Genomic DNA, 20,788 nt, shown 5'->3' with positions numbered 1-20,788 from the left:
ACTCCGTTATCGAGTTCAGGCGGAGGTGAAATGGAACTTTTTGTAAATAGAGAAACAGAGCTACAAGTTATAGATAATGCCTTCCAGACCCTGTTAGATAAAACGCGTTTGTTAAGAACACCAATTATCGAATTTTCAGGTGTCGGTGGCATTGGCAAGACCTCGCTCTTAAAACAGGTCGAGGAGCGCTGTAATGAGAAAAAGCTCCAATATCTCTGGGTAGACGTCGGACGCGATCCTGCCCGTGTTGATGATGAAATTATTACACAAACCAGAAAATATATTCCAGTCCATGAAGATGAGGAAAAGCAGTCACCCATCCTTGCAACAAGAGCCTTATTGCAACAAGGGCCAGTTGTTTTATTACTAGATTCCGTAGACACGGCAAATAAAGAACAACAGGAAAAGCTTGTTAGCTTATTGCGCAACTTAATCGATCATGAAAAATTCTTTGTTATTTTAACCAGTCAGAAACTTCTGCCATTTGATCAAGAGCGCTCAGTCGCTCGTAAGCTCAGTACATTCTCCCTCAAGTCATTTAACCGCAAGCATTGTGAATCCTATCTTATCAAGCAAAATATCCCCATTGACACAGAGTTACGCGATCTCGTCTTTGAATGGACTCGCGGTTACCCTTTAGCAATGAACATCATGACCCAGGCCCTCAACGATGGCATTGATCCCAGAACCGATGAGGGACGAGATGAGATGCTGAACCTATTGATGGATAAAGTCATTGATCAGGGAGTGCTCGCTAACACACAAGCAGACGAGCGGGACAATTATCGCGCCCTACTCCAACTTCTGGCTATACCCCGCCGTTTTAATCTTCCCATTATGCAGGATCTTATTGAAAAATTCATTCCACATTTACGCCGAGAACGTTCAATGGCCTATTTTGGGCTGCCCGGAGAACTCAACGCCACCACAAATGTTGTGAACTGGAATTTTGCCCGCGCAGGATACTGTGTCGATGAACCGATCCGTTCCTTATTTCTCCTCCTCCTCAAAATGCAGCATCTGGATAACTATCTGGCCATTCATAGCTTTCTAGCTCAGCTTAATCAGCGACTGGCGGGAGAACAACCAGGCTTCGACCGAGTACGTTATACACGCGAATGTCTCTACCATATCGCTTGTAGCGCGCAGGAGACTGATATTGCCCAACAACTAGAAGAAGGCATGCAGCTCATGCTACAAGAGTCCCTGGAAAATTTTCAACAATTTACAGAGGAATTTGCCCAGGACCAGGAACTCAAAGAAGCATTAGGAGATTATCTGATCAAGGTCCAGTCGATTATTGCTGCACATATTGAAAGCCTGAATAACGACGATCACAAGGATAGTCGTTATGCATAAAGCACAAGAAACGAATAGCTTTATCGGGAGAAGCACCGAGCTAGAAGCGCTAATACACTGGCTCGAAGATCCAGCTTCCAGGCGTATACTCTATGTGCACGACGCCGCCAAAGAAGCTGAAAAAAAAGGCGGCCTGGGCAAGACCTATCTCCTCAGGCGCTTCGCCCAACTTGTCCAGCAGAAGCATCCAGAGATCGCCGTCGTCATGATCGATTTCTTTAACGTAGGAGATCGAGATCGCCTCTTTCTAGCAGAAAAGATCATTGCCGGACTACAAGTGCTCTATCCAGACTGGTCACCAGACGCTTTCGAGGCAGCGATCCAACGCTATCGCAACGAGAGCTCTCAGAATCCAGCCAGGACCTATATAGAGGGAAGCGGCACCAAAATTCGCGATGCCACCTACGCCGCCCTACAGCAGGACCTCCAGCAGCTCAATCAAGATCTAGCGCAAGTTAAAAAGACCCTGCTGATCCTGTTTGATACTTTTGAGACCATTGAGCAGAGTCCAGATGTAGCGGTACTTGGTCGTAGCCAGGTTTTTCCAGATACCTACCGACTAAGCCAGATACGCAACTTGATCGCCGGGCGCAATAGCCTGGACTGGTCATCCCCCAACTGGATTGGGCGAGAGAAAGAAGTCCAAATACTTGAACTGGACCCGTTCAACCAGAAAGAAATGATTGAATATCTTGATGAAAAATCAATTTATACTCTCGTAGAGAATAGTGATCAGGCTAACGCATTATACGAACGTACTGAAGGTCGACCGATTATCATTGGACTGACCATTGATGTCTTAAACCACCGGATTCTCACCCTGGACGAATTGCTCGCCATCTCCAGAACCGATTTTGAAAAATCGCTGGTTCCACAAATAAACAAACTTGAAGAGCCCATCAACTGGGTCATTTTGTTTATGGCACATGTCTATCACCGTTTTAACATATCGGTGTTAGATTGGATCCTGCATAATGTGCCACAGGATGAGCCACTCAAAATTATTGGACACGACGAATTAAACGCAGCCCTTCCTGGCTTATCCTTTGTACGCAAACCCGGCTCAGGAGATGACTTTGTGCTGCACGACGAGATGCGCCGGCTCGTCAACAAATACTGCTGGGAGCAACTCGATCCTGACCAACGCTATCGCAAAGAGATCAGCGCCAGCATGATTAGCTATTATGATAGCCAAATCAAACAACCACAAAGCGAACAGCAGCGGCAAAGTTACATTATTGAACGCCTTTACCATCTCCTATTCATAGACCAGGAACGAGGATTACATTATTTTCTGGAACAATTTGAAGAAGCCATGGAGATCTTCAAGCCAGCTTTTATGCACCTCATGCTACAAGAGATTGAAAAATTCCAGCCGCATTTTTCACTGGCCCAGAAAAACACCATCCAATTAAGGAATATTCGCCTGCTACGTGGTGAAGAAAATCCAACGCCAGCGCTCAAAATACTACAACAACTCAGGGAGGATGTAGATCCTGAATGGTATGAAGAGAACAAATTTGTAGTAGTAAGAGAAGAAGGACGCTGCTACTTACAGCAAAGTCGCTTAAAAGAGGCACAAGAATGCTATCAATTATGTCTGGAGATTGAAAGAACACAAGACGGAGATCCATCCCGACTAGCAGGCATACTTACCAATCTAGGATTGATAGCACGCCGTCGAGGTCAATTCGCAGAAGCGCTAGAATTCTATGAACAGAGCATTGAGATCTATAAAAAATTGGGTCTGCGCGACAATTACGCGACAATTCTCAATAATATGGCCGTGGTTTATCGACGCCAGGGAAAACTTGAAGAAGCGTTAAGGCGTTGCAAAATAGCCTGGCGTATCCGGGTAGAACTGGCTGAAACTCAGCAGATCAGCGAGACAGACGTAGCGCTTAGCCTGCATAACATGGGGCAAATATACCTGGATGCGGGCAAAACGATTGAGGCGGAGAAGTCTTTCTACATGGCATCTGACATTATGGAGCGTAATAACGATAAAAGTAAGTTAGCGCTCATCTACAATCGCTTTGGTCAGGTACAGCTCAATAAAGGCGATACGGAAGGAGCTAAGCTATGGTTTACCAGAGGGAAGGCCTCAGCACGAGAAGTTGACACGGAACAATATATCAATAGTTTAAACAAACTGGGTCGTATCTCTCTACAAAAAGGTCATCTGTCAGAAGCACGTGCTTCCTTTGAGGAAGCCATTGAACTGGCAAGAAAGGTTCCTGACTACTTCCAACAAACAGAAAGTCTGATTGATATCTCTGAAACATTAGAGCAAATGCAGTTACCAGACATGGCTGAGGAATACTTGCGACAAGCTCAAGAGATTGCTACCCATCAGGATTATGTCGATATGCTGGGCGTAATTGAACAAAAGTATGGGTTAAAATATTACGAATTGGGGAAATATGCGCAAGCATTCCAGCATCTCATAAAGTATTGTGATAATGCCTCACAATACAATACCAGTCTATTCAACACCGCAATTCAACAAATCGTTGATGTGATATTAGAGCTTCCAAAGGATAAGGTCTTACCTATTATCACGGACATGATCAGTTACTGGATAGCAAACAAGCGCGACCAGGAATATCCTGAATTGATTTTAGCGCTTGAAGAAATAAAAGAAGAGCTAATATGACAATGCATTCGTACCGGGCACAATGAGGTTGTCCGCAAAGAATATCTAAAAGTAGTCATTATTTACAAATAATGACTACCACCTATTAATCAGGCAGTATTCGGTGTAGAGCGATGCCTATTCTCATGGGGAATTCTAAATGAATATTTGGCTTGACGTAACAACTCTTTCTGAACATGGCAACAGCATGAGTGAAAATGTATGTGCACAGGATTGCAAGACGGACGGTAAGGACGGACCAGATGCAGGTATCAGGCCAACCCCTACTAGCTCAAACATTCTCGCTGTATTGACAAAAACTAAAAGTGACATCCAGCAGCGATTTCAGCATACATTTGTCAGGAGCAAAACACTCTCTATCCAGTCGTATGCTGAAGGATTATGGCTGGTATGCTATCCATTGGGCTCGGGCAAGCTAGCTGTATTGGATGATGAGGCATTTGGGCTGCTGGAGAGGTTTGAGGGAGCCACACAACTCGAAACCGTGCTGGATGGCTATGGTTCTGGCAAGTCAAAGGTGGCTGAGGTGGTATCGTTATTGCTACAGCTAGGATTTGTAGAGGATCTGGATCAGCCCACAGCTATACGCGAAACTGGTCGGGATCAGATGCTTGCATCCTGGCTCCATGTGACCAATGCGTGTAACCTGGGTTGCCACTATTGCTATGTAAGCAAGACGGCCGAACATATGACTGAGGATACAAGCAGGCAGGCGGTGGATGCGATTATTCGTTCAGCGGTGAAAAATGGTTATAGCAGCGTGCACATTACTTATGCAGGCGGCGAGGCATCACTTCAACTGCCACAGGTGATTAAAATCCATGATTACGCCCTGCTCCAGGCGCAGGAACACGACTTGCAACTATTCGCGGGCATGATCAGCAATGGTGTGGCCATGCCAGTACGCTTTATTGAGCAATTGAAGCAGCGCAAGATCGGGCTGGCGATCTCCCTGGATGGAGTGGGGGCAGATCATGACCAGCAACGACCACTGGTCAATGGCGCAGGCTCCTTTACATTTGTGGATCGCACGATTACACGCTTGCTGGCTCACGGCTTAATTCCAAATATCAATGTCACCGTCTCCCAACGAAATCTGGCCTCCCTACCACGGTTACTAGCATACATTCTAGAAAAAGACTTACCATTCGGCTTGAGCTATTATCGAGATAACGAATGTTCAACACAATACAACGATCTACAATTCAGCGACGCGGAGATGATCAGTGGTATGCGCAACGCTTTCGCGTATATCGAAGCCCATCTACCAAACAGAACATTACTTGGAGCGCTGGTAGATAAAACCAGAATGTATGGTTCAAGGCAGCATGGCTGTGGCGTTGGCCGTAGTTACATGGCCATCAATCAACGCGGTGGCATCGCCAGTTGTCAGGTCGATATTGCTAATCCAGTCACATCAATCCATGCAGATAATCCACTACAAGTCATACGGGACAATCGCCTGGGTGTGCAGGGAGTGTCAGTGGATGAAAAGGAAGGCTGTAAAAGCTGCCAATGGCGCTACTGGTGTACAGGAGGCTGTGCCATGCTCACCTATCGGCTCACCGGCCGCAGTGACATCAAATCCCCAAATTGCGCTATCTACAAGGCACTTTTTCCCGATGCGCTACGTTTGGAAGCGGCGCGTCTACTTAAATATACAGCTCCGATTACGTTCTAATAGATAGAAGTACAAATAAGGAGCAATGGATGGAACCAGCACAGATCTTAACGCATCTGGCGCGTATCTTAAGTTTACGCCGGCAAGAACAGCCCAATCAGCCATATCACCTGCTACTCACCTCTACCCTATCGTTGACCCCTCAGGTACAACGACAGATAAGTAGTAGTGAGCGCTGGAACGATTTCCGCCACTATATGCACCAATTTGGACGGATGGATCGGATGCTGACTCTCAAAATACTCGAGCAATCCAACCAGCATACCAGCGGCTATCAGTCTCTAGCCCGCCTGATCCTTCAAGGCTACTTCTCAACCATACTGACAACTAATATTGATTCACATCTAGAGCAGGCACTAATTCAGGAAGGCTTATCCACACATAATTTACAACTCCTTATACCCGATAGAGATAAAGATGATTATATTGTGCAAGAACTTGAGAGACGGGATAAAGGCATTCAGATTGTAAAGCTTCATGGCAGTCTGCATGATCAGGCGGTACCGGAAAGCTTTCCAGATTTCTTTGAGATCCGGCAGACGTTGCGCGAGAGTATTGCGCGCTATCTGCAGCAAGATATTATTATTGTGGGTTCGCTTGAACAGGATATGGATATCCTACGAGCTTTAAGTATGTATACGCGTCAGAACAGTACGTATTATGTATTGGATCATCCACCAGCAGGCGATGATCAACTGGTGGCGCTCCTTGAAGCGCGTGGCAAAAATCCTGACACATACACTATTGCTGGAGAAGCAATCACCTTTGACAGCTTTTTTAACACATTGGAAGATTTGCTAGCCAATCAAGATGCCAACCCTCGCACCGAAACGGTCAGTACGACCTATAAAATCAAACGTCCAGCCCCGATTAAAGCGAGCAGTGAAGATCGTCTAAAGGCTGACATCCTGCTGGTAACGGTAACCGAAACAGAGACACTGGCAGTCCTGGTAGCAGTAAAAGAGCAGGTGGGGACTGTTTACCAGAGAAAATTTCGCAATAATCAGACCTATTACGATCTGGGGCTGATCAACGGTGCGCAGGTATTTCTGGTCCGTTCAACGATGGGATCGGGAGGTCCAGATGGTTCGACATTGACGATCAATGAGGCCATCGGTGCCCTGCAACCTTCGGCCGTAATTATGGTTGGCATCGCCTTTGGTTTACAAGAACGTAAGCAACAGATCGGCGATATCCTGGTTTCGCAGAAGTTGCGTGGCTATGAAATGCAGCGCTATGGCACCAGTAAAGATGGTCTGCAGACGCCTGTAATCATACCACGAGGTGATCTGGTACCAGCATCGCCAATGCTGCTAGATAGAGTCGAGAGTGGCAAACTAGATTGGCCTGGCGCGCCCGTACACTCTGGCGTGATCCTGTCAGGCGAGAAGTTGGTAGATAATAAAAGCTTGCGCGATCAACTATTACAACTTGAGCCTGAGGCCATCGGCGGTGAAATGGAGGGTGAGGGCCTTTACGCAGTAGCTTATCGTAACCGTATCCACTGGCTACTGGTAAAAGCCATCTGTGACTGGGCTGATGGTAATAAGGCTCGTGGCAAAGATAAAAAGCAAAAACTAGCTGCGAAAAACGCAGCTGATTTTATACTCCATATCTTACAAAAAACGCGCCTGATCTGATCATTGCACCCAGATAACGTTGGAATTAGAAAGAAATCAATCCAATGTCAACTTCTCAACAGCAGCCACAATCGAACCAGACCATAAAACCGCACAAAAGAAGGAGCAGGTTGGTTTGGATTATTGGTAGTCTATGTGCACTGGCAGTAATCGCAATTACACTGATAGCCTTTCTAGTTATCCGTCAACAAGGCCTTAATACAGGTGCAAGCACGTTGACCGTGATATCATTAGTAGTTGGCATGGTAGTTAGCATCATGACGCTGCTCATCAACTATTTCCAACTATCCTCCGCAAATAATCAACCAGCATCCAATAACGAAACCTCTATGCAGATAGAGACGACAGGGGTGAACTCCCAATCGCCAACCGCTTCATTCCAGGTCTCAATTACACCAACGACCCCCCTGACATTATCCAGCAAAACTACATTACCATTACCTGAGGTCGACCAGGAAAATGGATCTTATATAGACTGGGGAGAAGCACCAACGGCCGAGTATTTCTATGGGCGTACCCACGAGATAGTCATGTTGAAAAACTGGATATTACAGGATAATTGCCGGCTGATTATCCTACAGGGTCAGGGTGGAGTTGGAAAAACCTCGCTGGCCACGATACTCGCGCACCAGATCAGTGCGCAGTTTGAAGTAGTCTTCTGGCGCAGCCTGCAAAATCCCCCACATTTTCGCGATGTACTCACACAATTTATGCAATTACTCCCGCAACTGGCGTATAAACCGCTCCCCCCACAACTTGATGCCCAGATCCTCATGTTTCTAGCGTATCTGCGCCAGTATCGTTGTCTGGTCGTCTTCGATAACTTTGAGTCCATTATTCAGAGTGGAGACAGTTCAGGAGCATATAAAGAGGGTTACCAGGAATTTGGACGCCTGCTAGAAGTGGTGGGAACAGCCCAACACCAGAGTTGCCTCCTCTTAACAAGCCGTGAGAAGCCACGTGAGACAGTGCGATTAGAAGGCAGATCTTCGCCAGTACGCGCGCTGGAGCTGCACGGAATCGAAGAGAGCGCCGCTCAGAATATGCTGCGAGACGTAGACCTGCACGGCGATCCGGCTACCTGGCAACGCTTTATCGCCCTCTATTCAGGTAATCCTCTGGCCTTAAAAATGGTCGCCGAACCAATACGGGAACTGTTTTCCGGTGATATCAAGGCATTTTTAGACCAGGAAGAGATTATCACTGGAGATATACACGAACTACTGGATCAACAATTCCTACGTCTCTCAGCCTTTGAACAAGAAATTTTATACTGGCTGGCAATCGAACGCGAACCAGTATCCCTGGAGACGTTACGCAGCGATAGTATTCGTATCCAATCAAAAGGAGAATTACTGACCGCACTGAGAGCCCTGCGCCGCAGATCATTAGTAGAAAGCCCTCAAAGCGCTGTCTTCTCACTACAACCAGTGATTATGGAATATGTCAGCAATCAATTACTGCAACAAATCCAACAGGAATTCAGGCAACAGGAGCCGGTGTTATTAATCAGTCATGCCCTACTCAAAGCAGGCACCAGAGACTACATTCGCCGCAATCAAGTCACACAATTACTGGCTCCCCTGGCAACATATGCACACACCAGCCTGGGACTGAAGGAAAGCGAGCAGCGCTGTAAAAATCTGCTCCAGCACTGGCGTAGCAATACAGCACAAGCCAGCAGCTATGGTCCTGGCAATATCCTCAATCTACTCATTCAACTAGGAGTATCGCTACAGGGATACGATTTCTCGGGATTAACTATCAGACAGGCATATCTACAAAATGTCCATCTGACCAATGCGAATTTCAGTAACGCTGAAATGCTCGATTGCATTTTTACTGAAGCCTTTGATAATATCCTCTGCCTTGCCAGCAGGCCCGGACAGGCAGAATTTGCCGCCGGAACCGCCAACGGACATATCGAGATCTGGAGCCTCCCCGCTGGTGTCCCCCAGGCAACCTTAAAAGGTCATAGCGACTGGATTCGCGCCATCGCCTTCAGTCCCGATGCACGTTATCTGGCCAGTAGTAGTGACGACCAGAGCATACGCCTATGGGATCTCCAGACAAACACCTGCCTCAAAGTTTTTGGTGGCACAAGCGGAAAAATCTACAGCGTCATCTTCAGTCCCGATGGCACACAACTCATCAGTGGCGGCGATGATAAACAGATACAATTCTGGGATATCGCCAGTGGAGCAAACAGTCAAACGTTCAGCGGACATCAGGGGATCATCCGTTCGCTTGCGTTGAGCCCTGATGGGCAAACCTTGATCAGCGGCAGCGAAGACGGTAGCATACGTCTTTGGAGCCTGGCTGGTGGTAAACAATTCATGGTACTTCATGGGCATACAGGACGCGTCTATACCGTCGCCATCAGCCCGGATGGCCGGACCATCGCCAGCGGCAGCGACGATCAGACATTACGACTCTGGGACATGAATACAGGAAAATGCAACCATGTCCTTACCGAGCATACAGGTCTGGTTCAGGCGGTCGCCTTTCAGCCTGATGGACGGCTCCTGGCCAGCGCTAGCGAAGACCAGACAGTGCGCCTATGGGATATGACAACCATGCGCTGTACAAGCGTCCTACAAGGCCACAGCAAACGTATACGCGCCGTCATCTTCAATCAAGATGGTAGTCAGGTCATCAGTGGAGGAGAAGATCAAGCGATCCGCATCTGGGATACGAACAGTCGCCAGTGCCTAAAAATCCTTAAAGGCCATAGCAACTGGATCTACGCCACCGCCTTTAGTCCTGATGGCAGTCTGCTGGCCAGCAATGGAGAAGAGCTGAACATCCAACTACGTGCAACCAGCAGCGGCCAGATTATCAGAACCCTGCAGGACCATACAAGCTGGATCTACGCAATCACCTTTAGTCCTGATGGCAGTCTACTGGCCAGTGGGAGCGATGATCATAGCATCAAATTATGGGATAGCCAGACAGGAAGCAACCTGCAAACCCTCAATGGGCATCAAGGCCGCGTGCGCACGGTCGCCTTCAGTCCTGATGGTAGCCTGCTTGCCAGCGGCGGTGACGATCAGCAGATACAGATATGGGATCGCCAGACGGGAAAAATCCACAGGACCCTGACCGGTCTCGACAAAGCTATGCGCCGTATCAGGTCAGTAATTTTCATTGACAATAACACGCTCGCCAGTGGGAGCGATGACGGCCATATCCGTCTCTGGAACATCGCCCACCAGACCTGTCAGCAAACTTTCCAGCAACCCGCTGGACGCGTCTGGCTGATCGCATTTGATCCAATCCATCAGCGTCTGGCCAGTGGCGGTGATGACCGCCTCGTCTATCTCTGGGACCTCGCCAGCGGCAAACAGCTAGCCACCATGCCTGGACATACAGATCGCATCTACACGCTGGCCTTTAATCCCGATGGTACCCAACTGGCCAGCGGGAGCGAAGACAACACCATACGCCTCTGGGAGCTCGCCAGCCAAAGTTGTCTGCACATACTTCAAGGCCATACACAACGTATCCGCTCGCTTGCCTTCCATCCTCAGCAACCACTGCTGGCTAGCGGCAGCCACGATGGCACATTAAAAATCTGGGATAGCCAGAACGGCACTTGTCTACACAGCTGGCGTAGCGATCGGCCATACGAACGCATGAAGATCAGCGCTATTCGCGGACTCACCCCGGCCCAGAAGAGTATGCTCCTCACCCTTGGCGCCATTGAATAAGAAAGGATATGATAACAGCAGGTAAGTTACTACAATAGAAAAAAAAGATAGGTAGAGGAACATTCTCGATGGAAATAACAGGAAAAGTCATTATTGTTACTGGCGCCTCCAGCGGTATCGGGCTCTCGACAGCTCGTTTGCTTACCCAGCATGGGGCTAAAGTCGCGCTGGTCGCCCGCTCGGTTGAGAAACTTGAGCAACTCGCGCAAGAGCTACCAGATTCACTGGTCGTCCCCGCAGATATGCGTAACGAACAGGCGGTCCAACAGATGATCACACAAGTACAACAGCACTATGGCCGTGTAGATGTACTGGTCAATAACGCAGGTCAGGGCATGCATATCTCGATAGAGCAGGCCAGCATCCAGGATTACCGTGATATCATCGAGCTCAACCTGATCGGCGTCATCAGTGCCATGCAAGCGGTCATCCCGATCATGCGCGCACAAGGGAAAGGCGTCATCATCAACATTAGCTCAGGCACCTCCAAGATGGTCATTCCAGGCGTTGGACCCTATGCCTCAACCAAATATGCCCTCAACGCCATCTCACTCACTGCCCGCAAAGAGCTAGCCCAGGATAATATCAGCGTCGGACTCGTCTATCCCGGCCTGACTGAAACCAATTTCCATCAGAATGCCATTAGCATGCAGCAGAGCACTGAACGCCGCCAGGGCATAATGCCCATGGAAACACCCGAGCAGGTCGCCGAAAAGATCCTCGAAGCCATCCAGACCGAAGCCGCTGAGGTCTATGCAGACAGCCTCAAAGGCTTCGCATAAGATATGTGATGAGTTGGTAATGAACGCCGTCTCTCCTTTTTCATTACCAACTCTATTCCGTGGGCATCCACACCTCTACGCTCACCTGCGCTTGCAATGATATTCTTGTTTTTGTATATTCTATGGTATAAAAGAAATAAAGTTAATACGCAACTGTGGTTTGCCAATCTCTTTGTCCTTGCCAGACGCTTTATGGGTCAATGGATGTCTGGACAGATTATGGTTCAAAACAATAAGTAGTTCATTCACCTGACAAGCCAATTGGCAAAGCAGAGGTAAATGGTACCACTCGACGCCAAAGGCATCCAGTTGAGCAAGATCCCGACTCATACACTGGTTTTTATCAATTTTGAAGCATATCCTGTCCAGTTTGAACCATTTCTTGTCCTGGTAGTCCATGCAAAAGCGAGCAAAGACGCAAACTTTTGCGCGAATGGACCAATGGACAATAAATCTGTCAAAAGTTGTGCCACAGTCGCGGATATGCGTCAAAAGCAGAGCAATACTGCTTTCAGTTGCAGTTCTCCATCAGCTTCTCAGGCTGGCTGCTGGACAGGATATGCTTCACCAGCGAGGACATTTCGATTGTCAAATCACAGCAACAAATAAGCATATAGCTCAGTATAAAGCGATAGTATAAATAGACAGGGAGCTAAAAATGGATTTTGTGGATTGGCGCAAGTTAACACCCGCCGAGCGAGCAAGGGCTCAACGTACACAGGATGAGGAAGAAGAGCAAAAGAATGCAGCCATTCGTTTCCATGGAATCGCCGATTACTTGATCCAGAAAGCCCAGAACGCAGGCCAGTTTGATAATCTACCGGGAGCAGGCAAACCTTTTCAGCGCGAGGCATTGGAAACGAATGGATTTGATGCATTAGCCAGCAATATCCTTAAATCAATCGGTGCAGAGCCAGTAGAGATCTCGCTGCAAAAAGAGATACAGAGAAAGACAGCCCAGATCGAAAAACATCTTGCATATCTACAACATAGGCTCAACTATATACAAACCCTGTCTAAAGCAAAATATCGGGGACGTATCAGAGCTTATCAACGTGAAGTGCATGTATACGAGAAGCACTATACTAAATTGCTCAAAGAGATTAATAGCCGCACCCTATCCCTGAATATTATGGCACCAACGCTAATGCATATACACCCCCTACCAATTGAGCAGTTATTAAAAGAGTATCGAGAACAATTTTACGTGTTTGATGAAGAATAACAACATGAGCAGCAATCTTCACGAGGATATTCTTTGCCAGCCAAGGGCGTGTTCGATCAGGGTATGTTGCTGGTTGGCAAGCCAGGTGAAGCGCCATTGCGCAAATTCGAGAACTTCCTGGATAGTCTCAACTTGCTCAAGGCCAGAGAGGTAGCGACCAATGCGATGTTGTAGGGAGGCAAACTGGCGCATGCGCATCATGGCCGGAATAGCGGCTAATTCTGTTTCAGTTAAAGGAAAAATTGAAATATAGGCCTGACCCAATGGATCAATGATCTCCCATTCTGTTCCTGTTCCCATACGGCTAACGGGCCACCAGCTCAGGGATACGCTTAGATCCAGTACACGAATATCGGTGGCCGCAAACTCAAAATCCAGTATGGCGGTAACGCCATGCTCATCGATTAAAAGATTACTGGGATCGAGATCTCGATGCAGTAATTGTTGAGGCAAGGTCGCATAGAGCTCATCAATCCCGGCAAGATGCTGAATGAGTGTGGTCTGTAATTGCTGGATCAACTCATGACCAACAGGCAATTGCTCAAGAGCCGCCACCAGATCCGGCAGCAGAGGATTCCGCTCAGCCAGATAGCCAAAAGGCAGTAGCGTCCGAGCATCCGCTGGCGGTGAAGCTACAGAGAGTGAAACAAGGGCACGATCTAACAGAGCAAGGGCAGCGCCAGCTTCATGGGCGCGTTCTGGCGTACTAAGCTCCGAGCGCGCTCCTGGCAGAAACGCTGCCAGTGTAGCCATCGGACCAGATGCATCTCCTGCTATAACAGGGACCAGTATATCCCCATTCAAGGCTGGAATAGGGACTGGCAACAGGAACGGTAGATCTGTCAAAGAAAGCGCCTGCAGGACTGACGCCTCATAACGCATTCTGGGGATATGCGTGGCATTGGGAGCCACGCGCAAGGTATAGGACTGGCCATCCGCCGCATCCATGCGCCAGACATGATTGTTGGTGCCGCCCGTAAGAGGTGTCAGGGAACAAGGACCCTGCACAGGCCAGGCCATCCAGATCTTTGAAACATCCATCTTGAACAATGACCACCTTCCTTCTGACATTCAATATGAACGAAAAACTCAATATAGTATGCCAGGAAATCTTTTCCCTGACAAGTATTATTGTATATACAAATACGAAAAGGTATTTTTTTAATCATAAAGAAGAGGAATAGAAAAACACATGGCCCCTGTTCTTATTTAAAGAAGCGGAAACAAGGTATATTCTATCTTTAGTACAACAAAGAAGCGTTTCTTTAGTAGAGTCAGCAGAAAACTACTTACGAAAAAGGAAGGTCTGATATGCGTGCAGATATCGTTCCAGGAGCTACATTTCCTGATTATGAGCTCACTGATCATACCAGAACGCGCCGCCGCCTTAGCGAGCTACAGGGTATTGATCCGATGATCTTGATCTTATCGCGTGGGCATTATTGTCCAAAGGATCATCAACAACACCTGGCCCTGGCTGCATTCTATCCACAGATAGCGGTGGCATACACAAAAATTGTAACCATCTCAACCGACAATATTTTGGAGACAAATGAGTTCCGGGATGCCGTGGGGGCTCAATGGCCATTTCTCTCGGATTCTGGTCGTAAGATTCAAAAGGATCTGGATATCCAGGAGTATACCGATCCCCACCATGATCCAATGATTCCACATACATTGGTATTGGAACCTGGATTAAAAATTTATAAAATCTATAATGGCTATTGGTTCTGGGGGCGTCCATCCACGGAAGATTTGCGCCAGGATCTGCGTGTGGTCACGCAGAAAATTCGACCAGACTGGGATCTTGCGACTCCAGGTTTACGTGCAAATTGGGATAATGAGAAGAGTCAGCATTATCCTTATAAGGAATCTCATTGAGCTTATAGGAGCGAGAGCCTTCAGCGCTCGCTTGATATATTTGAAGATGCAATAAGGAGGTGGCTGCAGCCACCTCCTTATTGCATCTTCAAATATATCCGGGATTGTAGGAGAGATTACGGCAAAATTGTGAAGTAGGTCATTTATTTCATCCATAAAGTTGGCTATACTACTACTAAGCAATAATAAACGTGATCAGACAGTGGGGGTACAATATGAAAAGTTATTTAAAAACTTTCTTTCTATCTTTTATAGTTATTATGGTCCTGATTGGGACAGCAATGTTTGTTATATTCAATCCTTTTGCAGCACGGGCAACACCTGGCACGAGTAATCAGCCGGTGAAAACGACGCCGATCTCTTCGCCTTATGCTGATGGCCAAAAAGCAAAACCAACACATACAAGTACTGTGAAGCCACAAGCGACGCCCACAAAGACGGTTAAGCCTACACCAATACCTACCAAGGCTGTTGAGCCTACACCGACGCCGGTACCTGTGGTGGCGTTAGTCAATTGGGATAATGCGACGTCGGTCAAATATACTATAAATGCGGTCAATGTACGTAGCACCCCCTATACAGATGGAGCAATTGTCTCGACCTTGGAGGCTGGCGCTGAAGTAACCATTTATGGATCAATTAATGGAGAGGCAGTCTCAAATAGTCCGATCTGGTATCGCATCTCCGATCAAAATAGTAATCCCGAATACATTTATAGTGGTTTATTGACCACAGAGAAACCGGCACCCGCACCCGCTCCGGCCAATAGCAATGCGAACTGTACAGGTACTGAGGGACAAATGGTGGATGTTAATCTGAGTGCGCAGTGGGCCACGTTCTGTAATAATGGTAAAGTGGACAATAGTTTCGCGATCACTAGCGGACAACCTGATCTGCCCACACCAACTGGCATCTACCATGTCTTTAACAAGCAGAGCCCAACCACATTCTATTCACCATGGCCGGTTGGTTCACCTTACTACTACGAGCCAACCCATATCAACTATGCCCTGGAGTTTAAAGAAGGCGGCTTCTTCCTCCACGATGCCTGGTGGAGAAGCACCTATGGTCCAGGCACCAACGTTCCCCACACTGATCCACAGTTTGGAGAGATGACCGGCACCCATGGCTGTGTTGTCATGAGTACCGACCAGGCCGGCTGGCTCTATGGTTGGGCTCCGATGGGCACGACAGTCAATATCCACTATTAAATGATAGCCTGACTGACACCCCGACTAAACAAGATCCACCTGCCTGCTCTTTGATAGCAGGCAGGCGCTCTATTTTTTATACATAAGCCATAGAAGCCGATGGATAACCTGCCGAAACTGTCTTCAGGTCATCCTTTCTCCACCTAATATTTGTCCTATCATAAGAGGGGCCAGAGATGATGGAGAATCTGCTTCACTGTTTCTTCTGGCGTCTGCTCAGAGGTGTCAATCCAGAGTCCTAATCCCTTCATCGTCCTATGGAGATCATTGTCAAGATATTCTGCCCATGCGCGGCCCTGAGGCGGCTTCGCTCGGTGCAGATCTCGTTGCCGGGTCACCACCTCCACACGTGGAGCAAGCACTACCAGGGAGAATGGAACCCCCTGGAGTTCCTCCTGCAAGTACTGCCAACTGGACCCGCTAATAATATCATCGAGGACGACGGTGAAGCCCGCTGCCAGGAACGACTTGCCAAGCAGACACATATGCTTGATACGCAAGCGAAGTTGCTGAGCCGCCTCTCCAGATGGTTCTTCCGGTTCTTTCACCCACACAGCGCCTGATACAATCATATGGTGCAGCTTATCGGCCTCCACATGCACGCCACAAGCGAAGCATTGGGCGAGGAGATGGGCAATGGTGGACTTTCCAGCCGCCATAATACCGGTCACTACGATGAGAGCAGGCTGATGCTCTCCTCCTGGTTGGTCGTCCTGATGCATTGTCATTTCTCTCCTTCGAGCTGCGATGAGGTAGCGTGATTCCTTATCCTGGTTGATGATTTGTTGGTTGACCCATAAATTGAGCCAGACCCCTTTTATGTGTCAATTAACAGTTGTTACTGCGTTTCATGGATCCAGACATGCATAGCACCTGGCTGGCGGTTATCCCAGGCGAAGTAGGGGATCGCGGTCAGTGCAGTCTCTAGCATTGGTGGTTTGCCCGCACGATAGAGATGATTTTCCCAGGCTGCCAGATCTGGTGCCAGGGCTGATCCATGCAGTGTAACCACACCATCAAGGAGTTCCTGTTGAAATTCAGGCTGGAGCTGCTGGTTAGCTGGCAGTTGTAACTGTTGTAATGGAACAGAGTTATCCACGGCCTCCAGGCAGTAGATAATAGGTCCACGTTGGAGGGCGACACAGCCTGCATCAGCCTCTACAGAGGGATGGGCATGGATACGGGTCACAGCCATTGGTAGATCCAGTTCAACGCTATCACCAGCCTGCCAGGTACGCTCAATACGCGCATAGCCACGCTCAAGAGAGTCTGTGATATCGACTGTGGTTCCATTGACACGCAGAACCGGATCGGTACACCAATCCGGAATACGCAACTTCAAGGTGAAGCTGGCGGGCCTTGCCAGCTCAAGGTCCAGGCGTACCGCGCCATCCCAGGGATATTGCGTCTGCTGGCGCATGGTCAGGGCATGCTCACCTACCTGTAGCTGGGCCTCGCTACTGGCATAGAGATGAACCACGACCTCGGCATCTCCCTGAGAATACATATATTGTCCCAGAGAACTCAGCAGACGAGCGATGTTGGGAGGACAACAAGCACAGCCAAACCACTCCTGACGATGGGCATGGCCAGAGCTCGCCAAAGGATTCACATAGAAAAACTTCTTACCGTCCAGAGATATACCGCTCAGCACACCATTATAGAGGGTCCGCTCTAGCACATCAGCGTAGCGGCTATCGCAATCCAGATGCAGCATGCGCTGAGCCCAGAAGACCAATCCAACAGACGCGCAAGTCTCCGCATAGGCCGTTTCGTTGGGGAGATCATAGTCCGTGGTAAAGCCTTCATTGGCACTTGAGGGCCCGATGCCGCCAGTCAGATACATGCGCTTGGTGGTTAGATGTTGCCATAAGCGCTCACAGGCCTGGACTAGCAAGGGATCATCCAGTTCTAGCGCGAGATCGGCCATAGCACAATAAAGATACATCGCCCGTACCGCGTGGCCCACCACCTGGCTCTGTTCACGAACCGGTTGATGAGATTGATTATACTGCCGAAACGCTACTAGCTGCGCATCACGTTCAGGAAAAGCGCCACCAAAGAAACCCGGCGTACCACGCTCCCGGGCCTCCTGCTCAAAATAAAACGGCTGCTGGCCACGCTCATCAATAAAATACTGACTCAAGCGCAGATACTTCTCATCACCCGTTGTCCGGTACAGCTTTACCAGCGCCAGCTCAATCTCTTCGTGACCGCAGTAACCCCGCTTCTGACCAGGTTCACGACCAAAGATCGTCGAGATATAATCCGCATAGCGCTGCACAATCTCCAGCAACGTACGTTTCCCGGTTGACGCAAAATGGGCCACGCCCGCCTCGATTAAATGACCTGCACAATACAACTCATGGGCATCACGTAGATCAGTCCAGCGCTGAACAGGATCAACAACGGTAAAATAGACATTTAAATAACCGTCCGGCTGCTGGGCGCCAGCAAGCAAAGCAATCACCTGATCCAGTAAAGCATCCAGCGCGGAATCAGGATGGAGGGCCAGACTATAACTTGCGGCCTCAATCCACTTCGCAACATCTGACTCCCAGAAAATATGCGGTCTGGGCTCCTGTCCCGGTTTCCAATCCAAACGGAGCGCATCAATGCGGCCCGTCTCTTTACACTGCAGATATTCAAATGGAATCGTCTGCTCACGCACCAGCTCAATACGTGGCTGCCAGAAGGTATCCTTAAACTGGACAGCATGAAATGCGATCGGTTGTAGCCTGCGTTGGTTCTGATCAATCATAGCAACCTCCATGGTAATGATAAATACAATGTTACCATATGTATACCATTCACGCACTTTATACGTAACCGGACCGCATCCAACTCAAGCATAACAAAAAACGTTATACACCAATAGACTGGTTTAATAATTGTTTAAACCAGTCTATTGGTGTGTGGGCGCAATGTAGAGAGATTATAGACCGAGCTCTTTACGCAGGCTCACCACCTCAATGGATTTTGCGTAAGGAGTCTGACTTAAATCGGTAACAATCTCTTTAATGAAGGAAATGTTCACATCTGACTTAATCGATCGACAATTCTTCAACGCCTCACGAAGTGTGTAGGAGGCAAAAATATAATCCTTCTGATCTACTGCAGCTTTAGCTTTAAGTATCTCAATATAGGTACGTCGTCGCGTCAGATCAGGGCTTGTATGCTGTTCAGCATACTCTAGTTCTTGCAGGGCGCTCTCAGGCTGCTTAAGCGCAATTAAAGCCTCAGCCCGAAATTGATGATAGCGGCCAGCATTGACCTTGATATAGCTATCATCAATTTGCTTGCCATTACTTTTCTTGAGCACAGAATTAGCTTCATCAAAGAGTGTCAGGGTGAATTTTTTCTCACTCGCCGTCTGTGCCGTATAAGCATGGGCCAGACCAGCTTCCAGATAGATCCCACCACGCAACTGGAGGCTTTGAAGCTGGGGAGCGTACTGCATTGCCTTGCTCAACTCGGTGCGCGCCTGCGCAAATTTATTGTTCTCCAGCAGCATACGACCATGCCAGAAATGAGTGGACGCAATCAAATCTGGGTCATTCAACTGATTGGCAATCTTCTTGCTACTGAGCAAAAAAGAAGTAGCCCGCAGCTGATCATTCTGGTCCGATGCCACGCGTGCCGCTAAAAAGTAAAAACGGCACTGAAGCGCCAGCAGCAGCGTTTTTTGCTGCGAAGTTACCTGTGGAACGATATTTCTTAAATGCCCGATTTTGTTGGCCAGATTCTCAGGGAGATTGGGAGCTGCCCCGGTATAATATAATTCCCAGGAATCACCCAGCGACGACTGGTACCAGCGGATAGTACTCATGTCCAATTGTCGCGTTGTAGCCCCCAGATTGGTCGCCTTCTCCACATCTGGTATCATGCTCAATCCCAGCAGCACTGGTGGAATACCCAACAGTTCAATCAAAAGCCGACGGCGCGCCACAGAATTCAAACCATCCCCAGTATTCTCCATTGCTCTCACCCTACTTTCCGTAATACCCAATGCACCTGCAATATCTTTCTGTCTACATCTACCTATCTTGCCATCCGAACGTTTCCACTGCTTCTGTGTGCGATAGTATTTGATGACCTGCCCGGGATGAGGATATCCCGCATCATCATCACTTCCTGCCGAGAATGGATAATATCCCTCCCGCACCCACCAATCCTGCTCCATACCCAAACATCCCCCTCCTACAATAAAGCACCTTATGTTGCATAGTATAGCATTTATATTCCTGATTTTATCAGCTTTTCAGCAAAAACCGCTTAAAAAATAAACTCCGCCAGCCCGAGAAGACAGAATTCGAGGCAGGAACATGGTACGTTTCTTATGCTACAGATATGCACCTTTAGTGATAGGAGTGAGGAATGGGAGAACTATCAAAACTAATGGAGAATATCGCCAGAGAATGTGAGGCGGCCGAAAACGCACTGTATGCTCCCCGTGTAACTGGACGTCATGATTTTATCAACAAGCACTATGCCAATATGGAGTATTCGTGGCTGCGACTGGCAGAATTATATGGACCTGAAGAGGCGTGTACCATTCTTACAGATATCCATGACATGATTATCCGTAAGTAGTATTGCGATAAAAACAAGCGTGAACATTGCTCATATGATCGACTAACATA

General features: G+C 48.1%; 15 protein-coding genes. 10 read left to right on the top strand and 5 right to left on the bottom strand.

What is annotated here, in order from left to right; all coding sequences use genetic code 11:
- The first annotated feature begins 30 nt into the window (after positions 1-30).
- The 6 genes from EL633_RS32580 to EL633_RS32555 all read left to right on the top strand — a co-directional run bounded on the left by EL633_RS32580 (position 31) and on the right by EL633_RS32555 (position 11,828).
- Positions 31-1,359 (top strand): NB-ARC domain-containing protein, encoded by a 1,329-nt coding sequence (locus EL633_RS32580; protein ID WP_126631379.1) that lies wholly within the window; start codon positions 31-33, stop codon positions 1,357-1,359.
- The gene (locus EL633_RS32575; protein ID WP_126631378.1) at positions 1,352-4,015 is read left to right on the top strand and encodes a tetratricopeptide repeat protein; all 2,664 of its coding nucleotides are present in this window, start codon (positions 1,352-1,354) and stop codon (positions 4,013-4,015) included. The genes EL633_RS32580 and EL633_RS32575 overlap by 8 nt, the downstream gene beginning before the upstream one ends.
- 139 nt (positions 4,016-4,154) lie before the next feature.
- Positions 4,155-5,696, top strand: coding sequence for a radical SAM/SPASM domain-containing protein (locus EL633_RS32570; RefSeq protein WP_126631377.1), 1,542 nt, complete (start codon positions 4,155-4,157; stop codon positions 5,694-5,696).
- Between the two features lie 29 nt (positions 5,697-5,725).
- On the top strand, positions 5,726-7,336 hold the full coding sequence (locus tag EL633_RS32565) for a phosphorylase family protein (protein WP_126631376.1): 1,611 nt from the start codon (positions 5,726-5,728) through the stop codon (positions 7,334-7,336).
- Between the two features lie 110 nt (positions 7,337-7,446).
- The gene (locus EL633_RS32560) at positions 7,447-11,046 is read left to right on the top strand and encodes a WD40 domain-containing protein (protein ID WP_161982642.1); all 3,600 of its coding nucleotides are present in this window, start codon (positions 7,447-7,449) and stop codon (positions 11,044-11,046) included.
- Positions 11,047-11,114: 68 nt separating this feature from the next.
- Entirely contained in the window at positions 11,115-11,828 is a 714-nt protein-coding gene (locus EL633_RS32555) for an SDR family NAD(P)-dependent oxidoreductase (RefSeq protein ID WP_126631374.1), read from the top strand.
- A gap of 120 nt (positions 11,829-11,948) precedes the next feature.
- Here the strand turns inward: EL633_RS32555 and EL633_RS32550 are convergent, their stop codons facing one another.
- On the bottom strand, positions 11,949-12,158 hold the full coding sequence (locus EL633_RS32550) for a hypothetical protein (RefSeq protein WP_126631373.1): 210 nt from the start codon (positions 12,156-12,158) through the stop codon (positions 11,949-11,951).
- Positions 12,159-12,486: 328 nt separating this feature from the next.
- Between EL633_RS32550 and EL633_RS32545 the strand changes: the two genes are divergently transcribed.
- Positions 12,487-13,053: a DnaJ family domain-containing protein gene (locus EL633_RS32545; RefSeq protein WP_126631372.1), complete on the top strand. Its 567-nt coding sequence runs from the start codon at positions 12,487-12,489 to the stop codon at positions 13,051-13,053.
- An 18-nt stretch (positions 13,054-13,071) separates the two neighbouring features.
- Here EL633_RS32545 and EL633_RS32540 read toward each other — a convergent pair whose 3' ends face one another.
- On the bottom strand, positions 13,072-14,094 hold the full coding sequence (locus EL633_RS32540) for a phosphotransferase enzyme family protein (RefSeq protein ID WP_161982641.1): 1,023 nt from the start codon (positions 14,092-14,094) through the stop codon (positions 13,072-13,074).
- A gap of 270 nt (positions 14,095-14,364) precedes the next feature.
- Between EL633_RS32540 and EL633_RS32535 the strand changes: the two genes are divergently transcribed.
- Together EL633_RS32535 and EL633_RS32530 are read left to right on the top strand one after the other, a co-directional pair.
- Positions 14,365-14,934: a redoxin domain-containing protein gene (locus tag EL633_RS32535; RefSeq protein ID WP_126631370.1), complete on the top strand. Its 570-nt coding sequence runs from the start codon at positions 14,365-14,367 to the stop codon at positions 14,932-14,934.
- A 215-nt stretch (positions 14,935-15,149) separates the two neighbouring features.
- The gene (locus EL633_RS32530) at positions 15,150-16,145 is read left to right on the top strand and encodes a L,D-transpeptidase family protein (RefSeq protein WP_126631369.1); all 996 of its coding nucleotides are present in this window, start codon (positions 15,150-15,152) and stop codon (positions 16,143-16,145) included.
- Positions 16,146-16,303: 158 nt separating this feature from the next.
- Here the strand turns inward: EL633_RS32530 and EL633_RS32525 are convergent, their stop codons facing one another.
- From EL633_RS32525 to EL633_RS32515, 3 genes are all read right to left on the bottom strand, one after another.
- A complete protein-coding gene (locus EL633_RS32525) occupies positions 16,304-16,873 on the bottom strand; it encodes a phosphotransferase-like protein (protein WP_126631368.1) in 570 nt (189 codons plus the stop codon).
- Positions 16,874-16,983: 110 nt separating this feature from the next.
- Positions 16,984-18,906, bottom strand: coding sequence for a glycoside hydrolase family 127 protein (locus EL633_RS32520; protein WP_126631367.1), 1,923 nt, complete (start codon positions 18,904-18,906; stop codon positions 16,984-16,986).
- A gap of 174 nt (positions 18,907-19,080) precedes the next feature.
- Positions 19,081-20,328 carry a hypothetical protein gene (locus EL633_RS32515; protein WP_126631366.1) on the bottom strand — a complete coding sequence of 416 codons (1,248 nt, stop codon included), beginning with the start codon at positions 20,326-20,328 and terminating at the stop codon, positions 19,081-19,083.
- Between the two features lie 194 nt (positions 20,329-20,522).
- On the opposite strand from EL633_RS32515, the gene EL633_RS32510 reads away from it, so the two are divergent.
- Complete coding sequence (locus tag EL633_RS32510) at positions 20,523-20,738, top strand: hypothetical protein (RefSeq protein WP_126631365.1); 216 nt, start codon at positions 20,523-20,525, stop codon at positions 20,736-20,738.
- The last annotated feature ends 50 nt before the right edge of the window (positions 20,739-20,788 follow it).

The sequence above is a fragment of the Dictyobacter alpinus genome (genome assembly GCF_003967575.1).
Classification (GTDB): Bacteria; Chloroflexota; Ktedonobacteria; order Ktedonobacterales; family Ktedonobacteraceae; genus Dictyobacter; species Dictyobacter alpinus.
The sequence above is the reverse complement of the archived record's forward strand: the minus strand, read 5'-3'. Positions and strand labels throughout refer to the sequence as shown.

Coding starts and splice junctions, on each gene's coding strand:
- EL633_RS32580 (WP_126631379.1), top strand. CDS start 31: ATGGAACTTTTTGTAAATAGAGAAACAGAGCTACAAGTTATAGATAAT.
- EL633_RS32575 (WP_126631378.1), top strand. CDS start 1,352: ATGCATAAAGCACAAGAAACGAATAGCTTTATCGGGAGAAGCACCGAG.
- EL633_RS32570 (WP_126631377.1), top strand. CDS start 4,155: ATGAATATTTGGCTTGACGTAACAACTCTTTCTGAACATGGCAACAGC.
- EL633_RS32565 (WP_126631376.1), top strand. CDS start 5,726: ATGGAACCAGCACAGATCTTAACGCATCTGGCGCGTATCTTAAGTTTA.
- EL633_RS32555 (WP_126631374.1), top strand. CDS start 11,115: ATGGAAATAACAGGAAAAGTCATTATTGTTACTGGCGCCTCCAGCGGT.
- EL633_RS32550 (WP_126631373.1), bottom strand. CDS start 12,158: ATGAGTCGGGATCTTGCTCAACTGGATGCCTTTGGCGTCGAGTGGTAC.
- EL633_RS32545 (WP_126631372.1), top strand. CDS start 12,487: ATGGATTTTGTGGATTGGCGCAAGTTAACACCCGCCGAGCGAGCAAGG.
- EL633_RS32540 (WP_161982641.1), bottom strand. CDS start 14,094: ATGGATGTTTCAAAGATCTGGATGGCCTGGCCTGTGCAGGGTCCTTGT.
- EL633_RS32535 (WP_126631370.1), top strand. CDS start 14,365: ATGCGTGCAGATATCGTTCCAGGAGCTACATTTCCTGATTATGAGCTC.
- EL633_RS32530 (WP_126631369.1), top strand. CDS start 15,150: ATGAAAAGTTATTTAAAAACTTTCTTTCTATCTTTTATAGTTATTATG.
- EL633_RS32525 (WP_126631368.1), bottom strand. CDS start 16,873: ATGACAATGCATCAGGACGACCAACCAGGAGGAGAGCATCAGCCTGCT.
- EL633_RS32520 (WP_126631367.1), bottom strand. CDS start 18,906: ATGATTGATCAGAACCAACGCAGGCTACAACCGATCGCATTTCATGCT.
- EL633_RS32515 (WP_126631366.1), bottom strand. CDS start 20,328: ATGGAGCAGGATTGGTGGGTGCGGGAGGGATATTATCCATTCTCGGCA.
- EL633_RS32510 (WP_126631365.1), top strand. CDS start 20,523: ATGGGAGAACTATCAAAACTAATGGAGAATATCGCCAGAGAATGTGAG.